The sequence below is a fragment of the Ruegeria sp. AP7 genome (assembly GCF_056539905.1).
This window is the reverse complement of the sequence record NZ_JBQFVT010000005.1, coordinates 43981-62496: the sequence shown is the minus strand read 5'-3', so window position 1 is coordinate 62496 and position 18516 is coordinate 43981. Positions and strand designations below refer to the sequence as shown.

15 protein-coding genes are annotated in these 18516 nt (G+C 54.3%); 5 read left to right on the top strand and 10 right to left on the bottom strand.

Translation table 11 applies throughout. The features are described 5' to 3' along the window. The first annotated feature begins 101 nt into the window (after positions 1 to 101). Complete coding sequence (locus ACR0KN_RS11435) at positions 102 to 722, top strand: HAD-IA family hydrolase (protein WP_480653598.1); 621 nt, start codon at positions 102 to 104, stop codon at positions 720 to 722. A gap of 1 nt (position 723) precedes the next feature. On the opposite strand, the gene ACR0KN_RS11430 is transcribed toward ACR0KN_RS11435, so the two are convergent. After that, a complete protein-coding gene (locus tag ACR0KN_RS11430; protein ID WP_480653596.1) occupies positions 724 to 1965 on the bottom strand; it encodes an MFS transporter in 1242 nt (413 codons plus the stop codon). Positions 1966 to 2112: 147 nt separating this feature from the next. Here ACR0KN_RS11430 and zapE point away from each other — a divergent pair, with 147 nt between their 5' ends. Then, positions 2113 to 3171, top strand: a complete 1059-nt coding sequence (gene zapE, locus ACR0KN_RS11425) for a cell division protein ZapE (RefSeq protein ID WP_480653594.1) — start codon at positions 2113 to 2115, stop codon at positions 3169 to 3171. Positions 3172 to 3236: 65 nt separating this feature from the next. Here the strand turns inward: zapE and ACR0KN_RS11420 are convergent, their stop codons facing one another. The 4 genes from ACR0KN_RS11420 to ACR0KN_RS11405 are packed head-to-tail and all read right to left on the bottom strand — an operon-like array spanning position 3237 to position 9484. Further along, positions 3237 to 4511 carry a bifunctional folylpolyglutamate synthase/dihydrofolate synthase gene (locus ACR0KN_RS11420; RefSeq protein WP_480653592.1) on the bottom strand — a complete coding sequence of 425 codons (1275 nt, stop codon included), beginning with the start codon at positions 4509 to 4511 and terminating at the stop codon, positions 3237 to 3239. Next, on the bottom strand, positions 4508 to 5440 hold the full coding sequence (accD, locus tag ACR0KN_RS11415) for an acetyl-CoA carboxylase, carboxyltransferase subunit beta (RefSeq protein WP_480653590.1): 933 nt from the start codon (positions 5438 to 5440) through the stop codon (positions 4508 to 4510). The genes ACR0KN_RS11420 and accD overlap by 4 nt, the downstream gene beginning before the upstream one ends. A 59-nt stretch (positions 5441 to 5499) precedes the next feature. Continuing rightward, a complete protein-coding gene (locus tag ACR0KN_RS11410) occupies positions 5500 to 6399 on the bottom strand; it encodes a type II CAAX endopeptidase family protein (protein WP_170474874.1) in 900 nt (299 codons plus the stop codon). Further along, positions 6389 to 9484, bottom strand: coding sequence for an ABC transporter transmembrane domain-containing protein (locus tag ACR0KN_RS11405; protein WP_480653588.1), 3096 nt, complete (start codon positions 9482 to 9484; stop codon positions 6389 to 6391). Before ACR0KN_RS11405 ends, ACR0KN_RS11410 begins: the two co-directional genes overlap by 11 nt. A gap of 228 nt (positions 9485 to 9712) precedes the next feature. On the opposite strand from ACR0KN_RS11405, the gene ACR0KN_RS11400 reads away from it, so the two are divergent. The 3 genes from ACR0KN_RS11400 (at position 9713) to ACR0KN_RS11390 (ending at position 12467) form a co-directional block, all read left to right on the top strand. Continuing rightward, positions 9713 to 10474: a DUF6478 family protein gene (locus tag ACR0KN_RS11400; protein WP_480653586.1), complete on the top strand. Its 762-nt coding sequence runs from the start codon at positions 9713 to 9715 to the stop codon at positions 10472 to 10474. 6 nt (positions 10475 to 10480) lie between these two features. Beyond that, entirely contained in the window at positions 10481 to 10837 is a 357-nt protein-coding gene (locus ACR0KN_RS11395) for a hypothetical protein (RefSeq protein ID WP_480653584.1), read from the top strand. Positions 10838 to 10940: 103 nt separating this feature from the next. Next, complete coding sequence (locus ACR0KN_RS11390; RefSeq protein WP_480653582.1) at positions 10941 to 12467, top strand: MFS transporter; 1527 nt, start codon at positions 10941 to 10943, stop codon at positions 12465 to 12467. Between the two features lie 47 nt (positions 12468 to 12514). Here ACR0KN_RS11390 and ACR0KN_RS11385 read toward each other — a convergent pair whose 3' ends face one another. From ACR0KN_RS11385 to nqrM, 5 genes are all read right to left on the bottom strand, one after another. Continuing rightward, positions 12515 to 13858: a S41 family peptidase gene (locus tag ACR0KN_RS11385; RefSeq protein WP_170545931.1), complete on the bottom strand. Its 1344-nt coding sequence runs from the start codon at positions 13856 to 13858 to the stop codon at positions 12515 to 12517. A gap of 6 nt (positions 13859 to 13864) precedes the next feature. After that, entirely contained in the window at positions 13865 to 14998 is a 1134-nt protein-coding gene (locus tag ACR0KN_RS11380) for a murein hydrolase activator EnvC family protein (RefSeq protein WP_480653580.1), read from the bottom strand. Further along, complete coding sequence (gene gpmI, locus ACR0KN_RS11375) at positions 14995 to 16512, bottom strand: 2,3-bisphosphoglycerate-independent phosphoglycerate mutase (protein ID WP_480653578.1); 1518 nt, start codon at positions 16510 to 16512, stop codon at positions 14995 to 14997. Before gpmI ends, ACR0KN_RS11380 begins: the two co-directional genes overlap by 4 nt. Positions 16513 to 16596: 84 nt before the next feature. Further along, a complete protein-coding gene (locus ACR0KN_RS11370; protein ID WP_480653576.1) occupies positions 16597 to 18267 on the bottom strand; it encodes a sulfatase-like hydrolase/transferase in 1671 nt (556 codons plus the stop codon). A 15-nt stretch (positions 18268 to 18282) separates the two neighbouring features. Further along, positions 18283 to 18513 (bottom strand): (Na+)-NQR maturation NqrM, encoded by a 231-nt coding sequence (nqrM, locus tag ACR0KN_RS11365; RefSeq protein ID WP_010441352.1) that lies wholly within the window; start codon positions 18511 to 18513, stop codon positions 18283 to 18285. Positions 18514 to 18516 lie beyond the last annotated feature (3 nt).

The window sequence follows — 18516 nt, the reverse complement described above, 5'->3', positions numbered from 1 at the left end:
CCGTTGGGCCGGGCAGCGCGTACCGCGCTGTGGATGGTGCTTGCATCTTCGTCCGGTGCTTGGTTCAGTCGGCGGCAATTGATTAGGTATGGGATTACCGTATGACCATCGAAGCCGTCATATTTGACATCGGAAACGTACTAATCGAATGGCAACCCGAGCGCTACTATGATCGCGTGATCGGGGAGGAACGTCGGCGTGCCATGTTTGCCGAGGTCGATCTGCATGGAATGAATGATCTGGTGGATCAGGGCCATCACTTCACCGATACGATTTACAGGTGGGCGGACAAGTACCCGGATTGGCGAGACGAAATTCGGATGTGGCACGACAACTGGATCGAACTGGCCGCGCCCGAAATCCCGCATTCAGCACGACTGTTGCGAGCGCTACGCACCAAGAAAATACCTGTTTTTGCGCTGACCAATTTTGGGGTTCAGAACTTCGACTATGCCACCACCGTTTATCCGTTTCTGAACGAATTTGATCGCCAGTATGTCTCGGGCCGGATGAAAGCGGTTAAGCCTCATACCCCTATTTATGAGATGGTAGAGGCCGATTGCGGCATCGACCCTGCTGCTCTTTTGTTTGCTGATGACAGGATCGAAAACCTCGAAACGGCCAAGGCGCGAGGGTGGCAGACCCATCACTTCATCGGCCCAAAAGGTTGGGCGGATCGGTTGGTGTCGGAGGGACTGTTGACCAAGGAGGAGGCCGATTAGGTCAGACTGCCACGCTAGCTGGTTCGCGGTTTTCCCGGATGGGCAGGTGAATGATGGCACTGAAGGCCCCGATGGCGACCCCGATCCACCAAACCATGGTGTAATCACCAAATTGATCGTACATGCGTCCGCCCAGCCAGATGCCCAGGAAGCTACCGATTTGATGACTCAGGAATACGATGCCGTAGAGCGTTCCCATGTATCGCAGGCCATAAAGATGCGCGACAAGTCCAGACGTCAGCGGCACTGTTGCCAACCAAAGCGATCCCATCACCAGTGAGAACGCGATCACCGACAAGGGCGTGATTGGGAACACGATGAAAGCCCCTGCCGCAATCGTACGGCCAGTATACACGGCAGCTAGCAGATATTTCTTCGGAAAGTGGTTTCCCGCCCAGCCTGCCAGAAGCGTTCCACCGATATTGGCCAACCCAATCAACGAAATGGCTATTGCACCCAAGGCCGATGTCGTGGTGATGCCCATTGAATACAACAGGCCCCCGGGCTGGATCGGGCCACACATCTCGGTAACAAAAGCGGGAAAATGCGCAGTGACAAAGCCCAGTTGATAGCCACAGCTGAAAAAACCAATTGCAATCAGTGAATAAGAAGGGTCGCGGAAGGCTTTGGAAAGGATTTGCCCCATGCTTTCTTCGAGCTCAGTTTTGCTGATCGGTAGAGGCGCCCGCATAAACGGCAAGGTTAGGATCAAAGCGAGAATTGCTACGGCAAAGACAAGGAATACCTGCTGCCAGGGTAGAAAAGTCAGCAACCATTCGGCCGTCGGAGCACCGATAACCTGCCCGAAGCTGCCCGCCGCTGTGACAATCGCCAGTGACATTGACCGGTTCGCGTCGGATGAGGCACGACCAACAACCGCTAGCACAACGCCAAATCCTGTTCCGGCGATCCCGAAACCAACAAGCCACGCATAAATTTGATGTTCAAATGGTGTGACAGACCAAGCCGTCAGCACCATACCCGCCGCATAGGTCAAAGCACCCAGAACAATGGCGCGCCGATCACCGATCTTTTCCGCGATAGCACCAAAGATCGGCTGACCGATTCCCCAGGCCAGATTCTGAATCGCTATGGCCATAGAAAAGTCGCTGCGCAGCCAGCCGAACTCATCTGCAATTGGGATTTGAAACACGCCAAAAGAAGCGCGCACCGCAAAGCCGACGGTAATGACGATGCAACCGACGATCAGGATCGGATTCATCAGGCGGGTAGATTGCGGCATTGGGCCTCCAGGGAGTGGTTCGTAAAGACGTTAGCGGCGCGACCACAGACGTCAATTCAGGAGTTTTGCGACGCCAGTTCAGCAAAATTGATGTGTCGGGAAAAAGGTTTCTTTTCAATACGTGAACCGGGCGGTATGGCTCAAGACATGACGGATTTAACTTCGCTCTACGAGGATCGCATCGCCGATGGTTCTCTTACACGGGATGACGCCCAGGAAGCGGTGCTACCCCGGTTTGATCGCATTCGGGCGGCACTGGCTGAACCGGTTAAGCGTAGTTTTTTTCGCAAGGCCCCTCCGCCGCCCAAAGGCTTGTATCTTTGGGGTGGCGTCGGGCGCGGCAAGTCAATGCTGATGGACATGTTTGTTGATACACTGGGCGATACCCCGGTTCGTCGGGTCCATTTCCACGCATTCATGCAGGAAATTCACGCAGGCTTGCACAAGGCACGTGAAGACGGTGTCGAAGATGCGCTGGCGCCGGTCGCCGATGCCGTGGTCAAGTCTGTGCGTGTTCTGGCTTTTGATGAGATGCAGATCACCGATATCACAGATGCAATGATCGTCGGACGGCTGTTTGATTTGCTTCATAATGGTGGGGTTGTTGTTGTCACGACATCAAACCGCCATCCGGATGATCTGTACAAGGATGGGCTGAACCGGCAACTGTTTCTGCCTTTCATCCAGCACATCAAAGAACAATTGGAAGTATGGGAGCTGGTTTCACCCACCGACTACAGGCAGAACCGGCTTGAAGGTTCTCCGGTCTACTTCACGCCCATCGGACCCGAGGCGCGAGAGAAGATTCGTGCTGTGTGGAATGATTTGTCAGGTGGGCCGGCGGAGCCTTTGGCTTTGCAGGTCAAGGGACGCGAAGTTGTTCTGCCCGCGTTCCGAAACGGAGTGGCGCGAGCATCGTTTTATGATCTTTGCGGACGGATGCTGGGCCCCGGCGACTATTTGGCAATAGCGGAAGCGTTGAAGGTGCTGGTGTTGGAAGACATCCCGCGATTGTCACGCAACAATTTTAACGAGGCCAAGCGCTTCGTGACCCTGATTGACGCTCTGTATGAGGGAAAGGTCCGGCTAATCTGTTCTGCCGCTGCTGAGCCCGAGATGCTGTATGTCGAAGGGGAAGGTACATTCGAGTTCGAACGTTCAGCGTCACGGCTGCGTGAGATGCAGGATAAGGATTGGGGGAAATAGGGTACCTCGCCCCCGCCCAAGCTAAATGCGCGGGTTCCCCGGAGTATTTTTGACTGAGTACCGGATCAGGCGTTTTCTCGGAGAATGTTCCCTGCGAGATAAAGGGACCCGCAAATCAAAACCCGCGCGTGAGGGGTTTGGGCAGTGATTGCCGCAAGCGCGTCTGCAACGCTGTCAGCGGTTGTTGCGGTCAGATTCACTTTGGCGGCTGCAGCGGCTGTGTCTTCAGCGCTCAGCGTATTCTGTTCGCCGGGAATGGAGACAGCGGTCAGGCTGGCAGCTTTTGTGGCCAAAGGTGCGAGATAGCCAGTGACATCCTTGGTGTTTAGCATACCGCAAATCATATGCGTCGGTCGTTCTGGCAATGACAATAAAACATCAGCCAACGCCGCCCCTGCAGCTGCATTGTGACCGCCATCAAGCCACAGCTCGGCTTGAGGGGCTTGCTCGACCAGAGGGCCGGTTTTCAGCCGCTGCATTCGGGCAGGCCATTCGGCTTTGGTGACCGCAGCCTCGTAGGCATCATCACCCATTTGTAGGTGGCGCAATGCAGCCAAAGCGGCACCTGCGTTATGAATTTGATGGCCTCCCAACAGGTTGGGCATGGGCAGATCGCGCAACCCGGTTTCATCCTGATAGATCAGGCGGCCATTTTCCGTGTGCACATGCCAGTGCTGTCCGTGTATGAACAGCGGAGCGCCGAGACGAGCCGCCGTGTATTCGATGACTTCCAGCGCCTCATCCTGTTGCGGGCCGACAATACAGGGAACCCCTGGTTTGATGATTCCCGCCTTTTCAGCGGCGATCTTGCCAAGTGTATCGCCAAGAAACTGCTCATGGTCGATTGAGACGGGTGTGATTACCGTCAACGCAGGTTGATCAATCACATTCGTGGCGTCCAGTCGCCCGCCCAATCCAACCTCAAGCAATGTATAATCGGCTTTTGAACGAGAAAACGCGAGCAGTGCAGCGCTGGTTGTGATTTCAAAATAGGTGATGTTTTCACCACCATTGGCGGCATAACACTCATCCAGAACGGCGGTGAGGTCGGCTTCGGAAATCAACTCACCACCCAACCGGATTCGTTCGTGAAACCGGGCCAGATGTGGAGACGTATAGGCATGGACCGCGCGCCCTGCCCCCTCAAGACCTGCCCGGATCATGGCTTGGGTCGAGCCTTTGCCGTTGGTTCCAGCGATATGGATGACAGGCGGCAGTTTTGTTTGCGGATTGTCGAGCGCAGCCAGTAAACGCCAAACCCGGTCCAAGGTCAGATCAATGATCTTGGGGTGCAGCGCCATCATCCGGTCGAGGAAGACATCCGAGGATTGGGCAGTCATTTTTTGACCGCTTCCTCGGCAGGCGCCTCTGAAGTGGCCTCTTCGGGTTCAGGCGCGGGTAAGTCGCCTTTGATCGCTGGGGGCTGCTTCATAAGCATGCGGGTGATCGTGATCAATTCTTCCCGCATCTCGGTACGTTTCGTCACGCGATCAAGCATGCCGTGATCCAACAGATATTCGGCGCGCTGGAATCCTTCGGGCAGTTTTTCGCGGATCGTCTGTTCGATAACGCGTGGTCCAGCGAAACAGATCAATGCATTGGGCTCCGAAATGTGAACGTCACCCAGCATGGCATAAGATGCGGTGACGCCGCCTGTGGTCGGGTGGGTCAGCACAACGATATAGGGCAGGTTCGCCTCTTTGAGCATTTCAACTGCCACCGTCGTGCGGGGCATTTGCATAAGGCTGAGAATACCTTCCTGCATCCGCGCACCGCCCGCAGCCGAGAACAGGATCAGCGGGCGTTTCAGCTTCACAGCTTCTTGTGCGGCGGCGATGATGGCGTTGCCGACATACATGCCCATTGATCCGCCCATGAACGAGAAATCCTGCGCGGCAGCTACAATCGGTGTACGGCCGATCTCACCAAGTGCAACCAGCATCGCCTCTTTCTCGCCAGTCTTTTTCTGGGCAGCCTTCATTCGGTCGGGATATTTTTTCTGATCGCGGAACTGCAGCGGATCATCTTTTGGGGCCGGAACCTCAACTTCCGAGAAAATACCGCCGTCAAACAGATGCGTGAATCGGTCCCGTGGTGTGATCGCCATATGATGGCCGCACTGGGTGCAGACATTCTGGTTCTCCGCCAACTCGCGATGAAACAGCATGGTTCCACATTCGCCGCACTTGTGCCAAAGGTTTTCAGGCACTTCGCGGCGCGAAAAGATCGAGTTGATCCGAGGGCGTACGTAGTTTGTGATCCAGTTCATGTGGGAACCTTGATATTGCGGCGTTGACGTCAAATAAGACGCAATGCCCGGAAATGCAATCAGCGCCTGAGGACCAATCGCGCGGTGAGCCACCCAACGACCATCAGCGCGAAGTCTACAAACAACCAGGGTCTGAGCGCATCCGCATCGGATGCCTCGTAAGGCAGGTGAAACAAGGCCAAGCCCCCAAGGTTGTCGGGCAGAGAAATGACCAGAAGTGCGGCAAAATTGTTAAAAAAATGCAGCGCAATGGCAGGTCCAAGTGTCCCTGCCCGCGCAGTCAGATCAGCTGTCAGCAATCCGAAGGTAAGGGCCCAGATGGAAATCAGGATCGCATTATCACCAACGGTGGCAGGACTATAATGACCTGCAGCGAACAAGATCGACGGCAGCCCCATCCAGATAACTGGAGACCGAAACCGCGCAGCGAGACTTTGTTGAAGGTAGCCGCGAAACAGAATTTCTTCGGCGCTCGTCTGAATGAAAACCGCACCCAAGGACAAAGGTAACAGTAGAAGCCATTTGGACCAGCCAAGGTTGACTAACAATGGTTCTCCCAGATCGTAGGGCGGTAACGCCAATATCACGAAACTAAGTATGAGCAACGCACGCAGGACGCGCCAGAACTGCAGCAGGGCGATCGACTGATTTCCGACGATGGAGGACAGCGATCGATGCTGAAACAATCTTGCACCCAGCGCGACCCCCAGTGTGGCGAAAATAAAACTGGCTAGCACGATAAGCAGCGCAAACGGGGAAGACCCCGTGAGAAAGGCAGCCGCTGATCCAGGCGGGCCCAGGCTGACGACAGTAGCAAATAAGATTGCGTTGAGCGTCACCACAACCACTGCTACCAGCGCTAAGCCTGCAAAAAGACGCCAGATCTCTGGATGCCTGCTGGCGTCCTCAATCAGGTGTTGATGGCTCTTATAAGCGCCGGGCTGTTCTCTAGTGTTCATCGTTTCGCTCAACACCTGTCGCAGGCAGTTCTTCACCAATCAGCGTGCTACCGTCTCGCAGCCGTTCAGAAACGGTGGTCAGATAGCCGGCCACCGTTTCAAGGAGCCTCACCGCCACACCTGCATCACTTTCGATCACTGCCCGTAATTCTTCGGCACCAATTCGTAGGAAGGAACAATCCGTGAGAGCCACCAGATCCAATTGGCGGGGCTCATTGGTAATGATCGCCAAATCACCGATCAGACGCCCTGGCTCTACCGTCGAGATTGAGCGTTTTTCACCGTGCTCATTGATCCAGTTCACGCTGGCCTTACCAGAGATACACAAATAGGCTGCATCCGGTGCCTGACCACGCGCAAATATGGTTTGACCTGCCGCCGCCTCGTACCATTGGGCCGAAAAGGCAAGAAGGCGTTGGTTGCGCCCGTCCAAGCGTGCAAACAATTCGGTAGAAGAAATGATCTTCAGCTTTCGGCTCAGATCATCCGACGTGTCATCCTCACCAGTTGTGGCAACACGCGACACACCGTCAATTCGACCATCTTTGATTTCCACAAACAAATCATAGGCTTCAGGATGGGCGAAGTGATCCTCCATGAAAATCATAACTGAATCGGGTAACAATTCGCGTAATTTCAGGCGGGTTCTCAAACGGCTCTCTGAATCATGGCTGGCCAGCGCTTTGTCTAGGATCAATATATCCGGTCGCTTTATTCCCGCTCGTGAAAACGCAGCGCGTTCCTGAAACACAGTTGGCAGGTTGTTCCCACCCAGTCCGGACGGCAGGTCATATATGATTGCGGCAGCCCTGCGGCGTAGCCCAGCCTCGTTCAGTACTTCGGCAACAAGATCTTCGATCTCTTCGGCCTGAGCCCCGGCCATGATCGAGACGCGACCATACAGAGCATTTTCCATGGCTGTCAGGCGTGGAACATAGGTGTCCGGCGACACCGGGATAAACATTGACCCCATGGCAGCCCGTAACCGTTCAGCCTGAGTGCGACGGATGGAAAGGATCTTTTCCTTGTATTCCTCTGGGAAGCTGGGGCCGATTTGCTCGGCTGTCAGCATGAACGGCACGGTCAGCAGAAGTGCGCGTTCCTGATCACCGATAGAGTCATCTCCTTTGGTCTTGCGGCGCTCTTCGATATCCAGCAGACGGTGATACATGTCCTTCGTCATGCCGAGCCTTAGAAACAGCGGGTGATCAGCGCCGTCACGCCCGAAAGTCTGGTTCAAGGTTTCCAGTACAGCCTCGGCAATCCCGAGCGCATCACCATCAAGATCATTGACCCTGAGCAGCGATAGGAACCGGTCATCACCTGCAAGGATGTCAGGCGCTATGTCCTGCGTTGGCGAGGCAAAAAGCAGGTTACCACCCAAAGGAACAGCTGGATTGAACTGGTCCGGATCGAACCGGTAAACATATTTGTCCAACCCTCGCTCCTGCAGTCGGGTCGCAACAGTACCACGCAGATTGACGATTTCCTCTGCCAGTGCCGGGTGCACTTTCGGATCGAATTGAGAACGCAACGTTCGGCGAAACATAAATTCATCGATGCCCATAGCTTCGACAAGCTGGAACCACCAGTCGCGAATGTCTTCGATGTCGTCGAGACCCGCTAGACCTGGGTCGATCCATTCATCAGACAAGGAATCCGGAGGGTTCCCTGCCCGAACCGCCTCGATTTGACGGCGCGAGGGCACTCTGAGCGCATCTTGTTCGTGCTGAGGATGCGTGCGCAATGGCATCAAGAGGTTGTCCCCCAGCGTTCCGTCAAACAAATACGGTCGCGAATAAGCATAGCCGATCCTTGCGGCAATCACCGCTTGATGAAGATCGCTCAGTTTATGACCGGCCATCAAGACCTCTCCCTGAACCGGAAGCAGCTCGCGCGTCAGTAGCTGCGCAAGCGCACTACGCTCAGAGGCGTGTTTGGACTGAATGGCGATCCGGGCCCCTTTCGGAATTGTCAGATCGATATCTTCGAGGATCGTTTTGCCGTCATCGTCACGAACCGTCACGTTTCGCAACTCGATATCCCCGGTGAGATGCGGGATAGTATCTGGAACGCCATCAAACAACCGCTCAGGTATCATGTTTGAAGGCGCAAAACGCTCGATCACGATTTCCCAGCGCAGCGACATATCCTGCACCTGATTGTAGTAGGTCAACAGGTCTTTCCACGGGCCGCTGAGGTCCTTGTAGGCACCAAGCGCGGCAACCAGCGCGCCCACTGTCACCTCACCGGTGATCGCCAGATAGCCGCCCACCGAGTAAAACAAAAAGGGCGTAATCTGAGTGATCAGGTTATTGAGGAATTTCATAAAGAACTTTTTGTTGTAAATCTTAAAACGGATCTCGAACAAGGTTCCTAGACGATGGCTGAACTGCGCCAATCTATAGCGCCAGCCACCGTTGGTGCGCAGGTCGCCAATACCGGCAGCGCTTTCCCCGATTTCAGAGCTCAGCCGCCTAACCTCCTGAATGCGGTCTTTGTTCAACAGGTTGATCTGGCGTTGCAGCTTGGGGATCAGCCAGGCCTGCAGCGGGATCAGTGCGATACTGGCAAGTCCGAACCAGAGGCTTTGCATGAACAAAAAAGTGACGATGGTCATCATTTGACCAAACTGAAACACAGGCTGCGCAATCGCATCGCCCATCAGCCCGCCCATTGGCTCGGCCTCGGAAGTAATCATCGACACCAGCTCACCCTGACTGGTTGTCGCAAAATAGGATTTGGGAAAACGCATAGAGCGACTGATCAGAGTAAAGCGAAGACGCCGCAACATCCGTTCGGCCAAAATGCCTTTCATAGTGTTGATGCGCATTTTCATGACACCGCTGGCGATCACCGTCGCCAGAAAGGCAAAACACAGAATCATCAGGTACTGCACCTGGGTCACAGTGATACCAAGCACAGTCACAGTGTCCGTTGGTGCACCAATAGCATCGTTGATAATCTGCTTTGGAAGCTCCAATGAGGCATAGAGAAACGGAAATGACAAAACCGTCAAACACAGCAACACCAGTTGCTGTTTCTTCGAATACTTCCAGATGAATGAAAATAGGGTGGGTTCCATGCCCCTGCCTCGTCGTGACTTTAATTGATCTGGGGCCATTTCGCCAGAACGCCGACGGTAAGCTGCAGCCCAGTCCATTGCAAGAATTGTGAAGTACCGCCGCCGTAAATTCCAGTTGATCTGCGTGTCTTGTTCAGATCTCAGAAAATATCACTCGTTATTAATCAGGACAGGTTTGTCCATTGCACGGCTTTTGACTAAAGAGAGACAGGTTTGGATGAGAGGACGATGAGGGAATTTCTGGATCGCTATATTCTGCGCAAGACAATCCGGCGGTTTCAGCGGACAGAGCAGTTGGCCGACCAGTTGGCTTTGCCCAAGCTTAGGCGTCAACGCGATGAGGCGCGGCAATTGCGGGGGCAGTTGGAACGGGTCATCCAAATTGCTGATAATCGATTGATCCAGCCGCGGCTTGGCTCTGATCAAATTCCGAAACCACTGGGAACCGACTGGTCATGGCGCCCAGATTTTTGGCGTTTACCTGCATCGCGCAAGGGACTGGCATCCGCACCGCGTAAGGCGAAGATAGATGGGCAAGTAACCTTATTTCACGACTGCTCTTTGAGCGAGATAGGATTGCAGCAAGCCCGCAACCGGCGGGAAAAGGACCTGGCCCCATTCAGCCTGGCTATTGAGATCTTTGATTTTCAAGGGTCATTTCTATCGTTGTCCATCGAGCTTCCACCAAATGCCGCCGTTGGATTGACTCGTCAGCACATGATGCGGGTGGACACTGTGATTGAATCCGAACGCCCGACAACCGTCTTTTCCCGACTCAATATCCAACATGGCCCCAACTCCGAGCAGGTTCTGCGCGAGCTCGATCTTTCGACGCCAGAATGCTCGGTCGATTTCGACCTGGCACATCTAGAATTGCACGAACGTCGGATTGAAAAACTCTGGCTGGACCTGATTATTAATCAACCTGCAATGAATCGTGTGGTTTTACGCGATTTGACATTTTGCCGCCATCACAGGGCAGATCTTTAGAGGCACATGATGACGCAAACAAGCTTAACCCCAATTCGTTTTGAGAACGCTGTATGGGAAGGTCACCTGAGCAGTGAAAGTACTCCTCAGGTTGAAGTGCAGTATCTGGGTGAGCAATTGCCAGATGTCGAACTGATACCCGATGATGAGGGGTGGGTTTTGCGCATTCCAGTACCGTTTTCCGCCGTTTCCGACGGTGTGCAGTGTTTCTTAATCCGTGACACGATAACCGGTGAGAAGTTAGGTGAATTTACCGTCATTGCCGGATCTCCCGCTGCTGATGATCTGCGGGCCGAGGTTGCGTTACTTCGCGCTGAACTTGACATGTTAAAGAGCGCGTTTCGCAGATCTCAGGCATCTTAGACCCGGTTTTGTCGCGATCACTAACAGCCATGCGCGGTAAACTTCTTTCTTTTCAGCGTTGTCCATGCATCATTGAGGCTTACCGTCATCAAGTGATGAGGCCATGGATCGAAAGAGCATCATAAAAATCATCGCCCTGATGGTGACGGCATTCGGTATCGGGATCGATTTCACCGGGGCCTTGATGCTGGTGCCCGCAATTGAAAGCAGCTTTGATGCAGACATAACCAGTACCCAATGGGTTCTGAATATCTACGCCCTGTTTTTTGCTATGACAATGGTAGCTGGCGGTCGCCTGGGTGACATGTACGGCCATCGTAGGATGATGATCATTGGCCTTTCGATTTTCTTGTTTGCGTCGATTTTATGCTTTGTCTCGCCCGGATTGGACTATTTGATCGGAGCGCGCGCGTTGCAGGGGATAGGGGCAGGATGCGTCTGGCCATGCACTCTAGCATTTGGTGCGACCAAAGTTGCGAAAGAGGAACACCGCGCGCTTGTTATGGGGTTAATTCTAGCCGGTGTTACCACAGGCAATGTCTTCGGCCCAATGATCAGCGGCGCAGTGGTCAACCTGGGTGACTGGCGGCTATTTTTCCTGGCAAACGTAGTGTTCTCCTGCGTTTCAATGGCAACAGCCATACTACTGATGGAGCGTGAAACCGAGCATAAGAAAGGGGAGCATATCGATTTTGCAGGTATGGGCATCCTGTCATTGGCGGTATTGTTACTGCTTTACGGCTTGGACGTAGGGGCCGACTGGGGCTGGACGTCGCTACCTCTCATACTGCTGTTTTTTGTCAGCGCCATATTGTTTTTCTTGTTTCCGAGGGTCGAAAAGAGGGTCAAGGAGCCATTGCTGCTGCCCCAGTTAATGCAGAACCGAGAGTTTCTGATCACCCTGGGTCTGAACATGTTCAATGTCTCCGCCGCTTTCGTGGGGTTGTTGTATTTTCCACAATATATGCAGAAAGTTCTTGGGTGGTCTGTCTTTCAATCCGCGTTGGGCCTGGCCCCGCTGACGGTCCTGTTGGCCGTTGGCTCGATTGTCTCGGGCACGCTTTACAATGACTTCGGACCCAAACGATTGCTCTTTTGGGGATATGTCTGTTCGACACTCGGCGCAGCAAGCGTGGTCGTAATGCCTGCCAGCGCCGGATATTTTCAGATATTGCCGGGAATGGCCCTGATAGGATTGGGTGCAACGCTGACAGTTGGTCCGTCCGGCACAGCAGCTGTATGCGCAGTCAAGCCCGAACGCGCCGGTCTGGTCGGGGGGCTGAGTTTCATGACCCATCTTGTCTACGGCGCTATATCTGTCGCCTGCGCGACTGCGGTCATGTATGTATCCAGTCTGCAAAGCCTGAAAACTGGGCTTGCGACTGCAGGCATTGATATGTCTGACACCGATCAAAAGGCAATTAATGGTGGGACGCTGACCACAGAATCTGCAAAAGCTGTAATGCAGAAGTTAAATTCGGGTGAAATCGAAAAAGTTAAGTCTGCCATTACTGCAGCCTTTGACACCGGAATGAACATGGCCTTTGCCTTCGCCACTTTCTCGGTCGCGGTGGGAATCATCCTTGCCCTGATGCTGGACGAGAAAAAACTGCACAAGATCGAAGAATAAAGCGGAAGAAATTGGAGGTGGGGCCGCCTTTTGCGACCCCACGACTATTACTGCGAAGGTCCAGTTGGGTTGAATGCCGAAAGACCTTTGAGGATGTCGATTGCATAGGCCAACTGATAGTCTTCTTCCCGAAGTTCTGCTGTCGCTTCAGCTTTGGCCCGGTCCTCTTCAATCTGGCGAATCTCGTCTTCGCTCAGGCTGTCATTGTTCAGGCTACCGCGCAGATCGGCCTCGGACCGGGTACGGGCGTTTGCATCGTCCTCATCTTCTTCATCGGGTCGGTTACGGGGTTGCTCTACGATGATGTCCGGGCTGACGCCAAGCGCTTGAATCGAACGACCCGAGGGCGTGTAGTAGCGAGATGTAGTTAGACGCATCGCGCCATCGCCTCGAATTGGCATTACCGTTTGGACTGATCCTTTGCCAAAGCTCTTAGTGCCAACCACAATCGCACGATGGTGATCCTGCAGTGCGCCAGCCACGATTTCCGAAGCCGACGCTGAGCCGCCGTTTATCAGGACAACAATAGGCTTACCACCGGTCAGGTCACCGGGTGTGGCGTTAAACCGTTCACCGTCTTCCGGATTGCGACCACGGGTCGAAACGATCTCACCTTCATTCAAAAACGCATCTGAAACCTTGATAGCCTGCGTCAGCAAACCACCCGGATTATTCCTCAGATCCAAAACGACACCGTTTACATTTTCGATACCACCCGCCTCTTCAATTTGTTCTTCCAACCCTTCCTTGAGGTTCGGGAAGGTCTGATCATTAAAGGTTGTGACGCGCAGCACCACACTGGTGCCTTCAGTGCGCGCGCGGACGGCTGTCAGTTTGATTGTGTCGCGCACGATCGTAACATCAAAGGGTTCCTGCTCACCTTCGCGCACGACTGTGATAACGATCTCCGACCCTACCGGGCCACGCATCAAATCAACTGCTTTATCCAGAGTCAGGCCAAGAATACTTTCGCCATCGACATGGGTAATGAAATCACCTGCTTCGATCCCGGCCGCGTCTGCCGGGGTATCATCCATGGGCGAGACAACTTTGACAAAGCCCTCTTCCTGCGTGACTTCGATCCCAAGACCACCGAATTCGCCTCGCGTTTGAACACGCATTTGTTCGGCATCATCAGGCGACAGGTAGCTGGAATGCGGATCAAGCGACGTTAGCATCCCGTCAATCGCCGCTTCGATCAGTTCGTCGGTTTCGACTTCTTCGACATATTGGGCGCGGATACGTTCAAAAATATCGCCAAACAGATCAAGCTGCTCATATACTCCAGCCTTGTTTTCGGCCTCTTGCGCCAACAAGGGCCCCGCAATCTGTGTGGTTGCGATTAACCCCGCCACGGTGCCGGCCAGACCGGCGATCACAAATTTCTTCATACTCGTTTATCCATCCTTGTCCGTCCGGAACCATAATTCCGGGTCCACTGGGCTGTTATCTTCTCTTACCTCTATATAGAGCGTTTCTGACCGATCAGTTCCAGTGCCATCACCGCTTGTTGACATAATAGCGCCGATTCCCGGGGTTTCACCCGGCATTAAACCCACTGGAGTGCCTTCCGGGATCACCTCTCCCGTATTGCCATACACCTCTTGTAAACCCGAGAACACAAAGAGCAGTCCAGATTGAGGCTCAAGGATCACTAGGTTCCCCAGATCCAGCAATGGTCCTCGGTAGCGGATCGTTGCGGCTGTGGGTGACGTTACCAATGCGCGAGGCCGCGTTCCCAACACAAGACCGGCGCGCGTAACGCCAGCCGCATCTGTTTCCCCCGATCGGTGAAGAATGACCCCTTTGGTGGGTAGGGCGATATGGCCTTTCTGATCCGCGATATCGGCGTTTGTATCTGCGATTTCACCATCGGAAATCTCAGACAATCCACTGGCAAACCCGTCCAGCGTTTCGGTCGAAGATATCAAAATAGCGGTGCGCACGGGATCTTCGACAAAGCGGCGCGGTAGGTCAGTACGGTCCGCAATAGCCTCGCTCAGTTTCGTACGAGCATCTTGCACCCCCGTCAGACCTTTTGTCAGGGTATTGGCGGCATTCTGCTGGAGCTGGCGCAGCGTTTGGACTTCTTGCAAATCGGCTGCAAGATTCTGGGCTTGAGTGTTCAGGCCAGGCGTAACCTCTGACAGCATCATACCCGTTCTAGCCGCTCCCAATGGGCCGGAGGGGTGCAGCATCAGTACCGGTGGCGCGGTGGTCTCGATAGTCTGCAGAACACCAAGCAGCTGCGCCACCTCCTGCTCTCTCACCTGAAGTTCCGCCGTCAATTGCGCTTCTCGTAGGGCCGCACGACGCAGGCCGTCACGCATCGCGGTCAGACCAGCCTCGTACGCCTGAAGCGTTTCGGTCAGCGCTTTGACTCGATCACGTGCACTGTCAGCCTCGGTCAGAGCTATCGAGGCTTGCTCAAGCATCTCTGCCGCCTCTAGCGCCGCCATAGACGGGTTAGTTTGCGCGATGACAGGCGTCGACCAAATCAACGCTGCTATGAGGACCGGGCGAATCCTCATGTCAGCAGACTTTCTCCAGTCATTTCTGTAGGTTTTGGTAGTTCCATAAGTTCCAGCAGCGTTGGTGCCAGATCGGCCAGTCGCCCGTCGCGCAGGCTTGGATTTGCGGGGCCGCCAACCAATACAACTGGAACAGGGTTCAAAGTATGGGCGGTGTGCGGACCGCCGGTTTCCGGATCAACCATCATTTCACAATTGCCATGATCAGCGGTCACGATCATCGCGCCACCCACCTGCTTTAAGGCAGCTACGACTTGGGCCAATCCCTTGTCGACCGCCTCGCAGGCATCAATCGCAGCCTGTAGATCACCGGTATGACCGACCATGTCGGGGTTGGCATAATTTGTGACGATCAGATCATATCCGTCATGTATCGCCTCGACGAATTTACTGGTCACCTCGGCCGAGGACATTTCGGGTTGCAGGTCATATGTCGCCACTTTGGGCGATTTGGGCATGAAACGATCTTCGCCCTCTTCGGGTTGTTCTATGCCACCGTTTAGAAAAAAGGTCACATGGGGGTATTTCTCAGTTTCGGCCAGCCGAAACTGGCGCAAACCCTGTTTCGCAACCCATTCGCCCAGAGTATTCACGATGTCCCGCTTGGGAAATACGGTCGCCATATAGGCATTGTGGCCGTCGGAGTATTCGACCATGCCCAGCAATGCCGATAACTGTGGGCGCGAGCCAGTGTCAAAATCTGCAAAACCTGGTTCGCCAATTGCGCGCAGTATCTCGCGGGCGCGGTCGGCACGGAAGTTCAGACAGAAAAATCCGTCACCGTCCTGGATGCCCGAGTACCCGTTGACCACCGTGGGCGCGATGAATTCGTCTGTCTCGGATTGGGTATAAGCGTGATCAACAGCCTCATGTGCCGAAACCACGGTACGCCCCTGCCCTTTGACAATCGCGTCATAAGCCTCAGAAACGCGTTCCCAGCGATTATCACGGTCCATGGCATAGTACCGCCCGCAGACCGTGACGATCTTTGCCCCTTCGTGCAAACGATCCTCAAGCTCCGCAATGTAGGTAAAGGCTGATTTCGGCGCCACATCGCGCCCGTCTGTGATGGCATGCAACGCAACTGGAACGCCAGCATCGGTAATGGCTTTCGCCGCGGCTACGATGTGATCAAGGTGTCCATGTACACCACCATCCGAGACCAATCCCATCAGATGGGCTGTACCATCTGTCGCTTTCACCTTAGCGATAAAATCTTGCAGTGCTTCATTGTTGGAAAAAGAACCGTCTTCGATCGCCAGATCGATCTGGCCCAGATCCATCGCAACCACGCGCCCTGCCCCAATATTGGTGTGACCGACCTCGGAGTTTCCCATCTGGCCGCTTGGCAGGCCCACATCCGGTCCGTGCGTAATCAGTTGCGCATGTGGTCCTTCCGCCACAAGGGCATCAAAGGTCGGCGTGTTTGCCAGATATGGCGCATTGGCTTTGGTGTCGTCGGACAGCCCCCAACCATCAAGGATACACAGAACAACGGGTTTGGGGGCGGTCATGAGTGCTCTCCGATTTCGGCGTCGCCATCTTCTACCCCCTGCCCGTGCAAGGTTGAACCGTCTTTTGAAGCTACAAGAGCAGAATTAATCTGACGTGTAGTCGCCAAAGGGCCGTGCCTTACGGTTGCGATACTTCACAGTCAGCTCGAGCGGTATATCATTTTCGTCATAAATGCCGATCACTATGCCAGTTCCGCCGCTGGAACCGCGCATGTTTAGCAGTTGCTCTTCGGACCGGGTGGTACGCTGCGAAGGGCGGCGGGTCCAAGCAAACAAGTGGTCATACATTTCTGCAATGATGTCTGCGTGCTCCGCACTATCACCCAGATCGGTCAGCTCATTTGGATCATTCTCACGGTCAAACAAGAGCGGGCGAAAACCACCCTCGCAATGGATCAACTTCCACTTCTCGTTCGCGACCATAAACATGACCGCATCCCGAACCGAGACATTCAGCTTCTGAGCTATTGGCGATGCAGAGTAGTCATATTCGCAGATTGCCACATCGCGTGGCGTGCTATCGGCCTGACCATGCAAAATAGGCAGCAGCGAATGCCCTTCGAGGATGTGGCCTGCGGGCTCCCCGCCAGCAATCTCAAGAAACGTGGGGGCCAGATCGATGGACTCGACCAATGCGTTACAAGTGGTCCCGCGCGTGGAATCAGCCTCGGACGATGGATCGTAAATGATCAGGGGCATTTTGGTTGAAGCATCGTGGAAAAATGTCTTCTCGCCCATCCAGTGATCGCCCAGAAAATCCCCGTGGTCCGAGGTTAGCACGATCATGGTGTCCTGCATCCGCCCGGTTTTCTCCATCCAGTCGAACAGCCGCCCCATCTGGTCATCGGCTTGCTTGATTAGGCCCATGTAAGCAGGGATAACGGCCTCGCGTACGTCCTGACGCGAGAAAGTTTGGCCAATTTTCGTGTCCATGAATGCCTTCAGCACCGGATGCGCATTCTGGCGTTCTGACTCAGACCGAACCACCGGCAGAATGTGCTCGGGACCATACATCGATGCATAGGGTTCCGGCACAATATAAGGCCAATGCGGCTTGATATAGCTAAGATGACAACACCAAGGGCCGTCATGAGAATCCATGAACTCCATCCCACGGGTGGTCAAATATGGGGTTTCACTGTCTTCCTCGGCAATATTGGCCGCCTCGGACGAGTTTTTCAGAAACCACCCGGACAGAACATTACCATCCGCATCCAATCCCGAATTGGCAAAGTCGTGCCAGGGGTTGTCGCTCTCATACCCTTTGTCCTTCAGGTATTCGTTATACTTCTTGGCCCCATCCGGATCGTAAAAACCATCTGGTCCCTCGGCCCGCAATCCATCGTCACGCTCGAACACGTCAAACCCGCATTCAGCCACGCGCGCACCAATCACACTGTCGGGCTCCAATCCCAGCCGGGCCATGCCTTCGGCATCCGCAGCCATATGGGTCTTGCCGACCAGCCAGCAATCCATCCCCGCTTTTCGCAAGTGATCACCCAAGGTGATCTCTCCGACTTTCAGCGGGATACCGTTCCAGGACGCGCCGTGCGAATGCACATAGCGACCGGTATAGGTCGACATGCGCGAACTGCCACAAATGGGGGACTGAATGTAAGCGCGGGTAAACCGCACGCCGCTCGAAGCGAGCCTGTCAATGTTTGGCGTATGGAGATGTGGGTGTCCGTAGCAGCTGAGGTAATCCCAGCGCAATTGGTCGAACATGATGAAGAGGACGTTCTTGGCTTTGCTCATGCCAAGAGGACTATCCTAGCCTTCCATCTGTTGCAGCATCTTTTTTGCACGCTTGCACTGCAACTGATCACGCAGGGGGCTATCGGGGTCGATATCCTTTTGACAAACCACACATTTGTCAGCACCGGAAATTGCATTCAAGCCACCGCAACTGCCTTTGATGGTCTTACCCATCAGCATTACGCCCAACGACATCCCGACCATGATGATCAGTAACAATACGAATGCCAGAATAAAGGTGCTCATAGC

Coding starts and splice junctions, on each gene's coding strand:
- ACR0KN_RS11435 (WP_480653598.1), top strand. CDS start 102: ATGACCATCGAAGCCGTCATATTTGACATCGGAAACGTACTAATCGAA.
- ACR0KN_RS11430 (WP_480653596.1), bottom strand. CDS start 1,965: ATGCCGCAATCTACCCGCCTGATGAATCCGATCCTGATCGTCGGTTGC.
- zapE (WP_480653594.1), top strand. CDS start 2,113: ATGACGGATTTAACTTCGCTCTACGAGGATCGCATCGCCGATGGTTCT.
- ACR0KN_RS11420 (WP_480653592.1), bottom strand. CDS start 4,511: ATGACTGCCCAATCCTCGGATGTCTTCCTCGACCGGATGATGGCGCTG.
- accD (WP_480653590.1), bottom strand. CDS start 5,440: ATGAACTGGATCACAAACTACGTACGCCCTCGGATCAACTCGATCTTT.
- ACR0KN_RS11410 (WP_170474874.1), bottom strand. CDS start 6,399: ATGAACACTAGAGAACAGCCCGGCGCTTATAAGAGCCATCAACACCTG.
- ACR0KN_RS11405 (WP_480653588.1), bottom strand. CDS start 9,484: ATGGAACCCACCCTATTTTCATTCATCTGGAAGTATTCGAAGAAACAG.
- ACR0KN_RS11400 (WP_480653586.1), top strand. CDS start 9,713: ATGAGGGAATTTCTGGATCGCTATATTCTGCGCAAGACAATCCGGCGG.
- ACR0KN_RS11395 (WP_480653584.1), top strand. CDS start 10,481: ATGATGACGCAAACAAGCTTAACCCCAATTCGTTTTGAGAACGCTGTA.
- ACR0KN_RS11390 (WP_480653582.1), top strand. CDS start 10,941: ATGGATCGAAAGAGCATCATAAAAATCATCGCCCTGATGGTGACGGCA.
- ACR0KN_RS11385 (WP_170545931.1), bottom strand. CDS start 13,858: ATGAAGAAATTTGTGATCGCCGGTCTGGCCGGCACCGTGGCGGGGTTA.
- ACR0KN_RS11380 (WP_480653580.1), bottom strand. CDS start 14,998: ATGAGGATTCGCCCGGTCCTCATAGCAGCGTTGATTTGGTCGACGCCT.
- gpmI (WP_480653578.1), bottom strand. CDS start 16,512: ATGACCGCCCCCAAACCCGTTGTTCTGTGTATCCTTGATGGTTGGGGG.
- ACR0KN_RS11370 (WP_480653576.1), bottom strand. CDS start 18,267: ATGAGCAAAGCCAAGAACGTCCTCTTCATCATGTTCGACCAATTGCGC.
- nqrM (WP_010441352.1), bottom strand. CDS start 18,513: ATGAGCACCTTTATTCTGGCATTCGTATTGTTACTGATCATCATGGTC.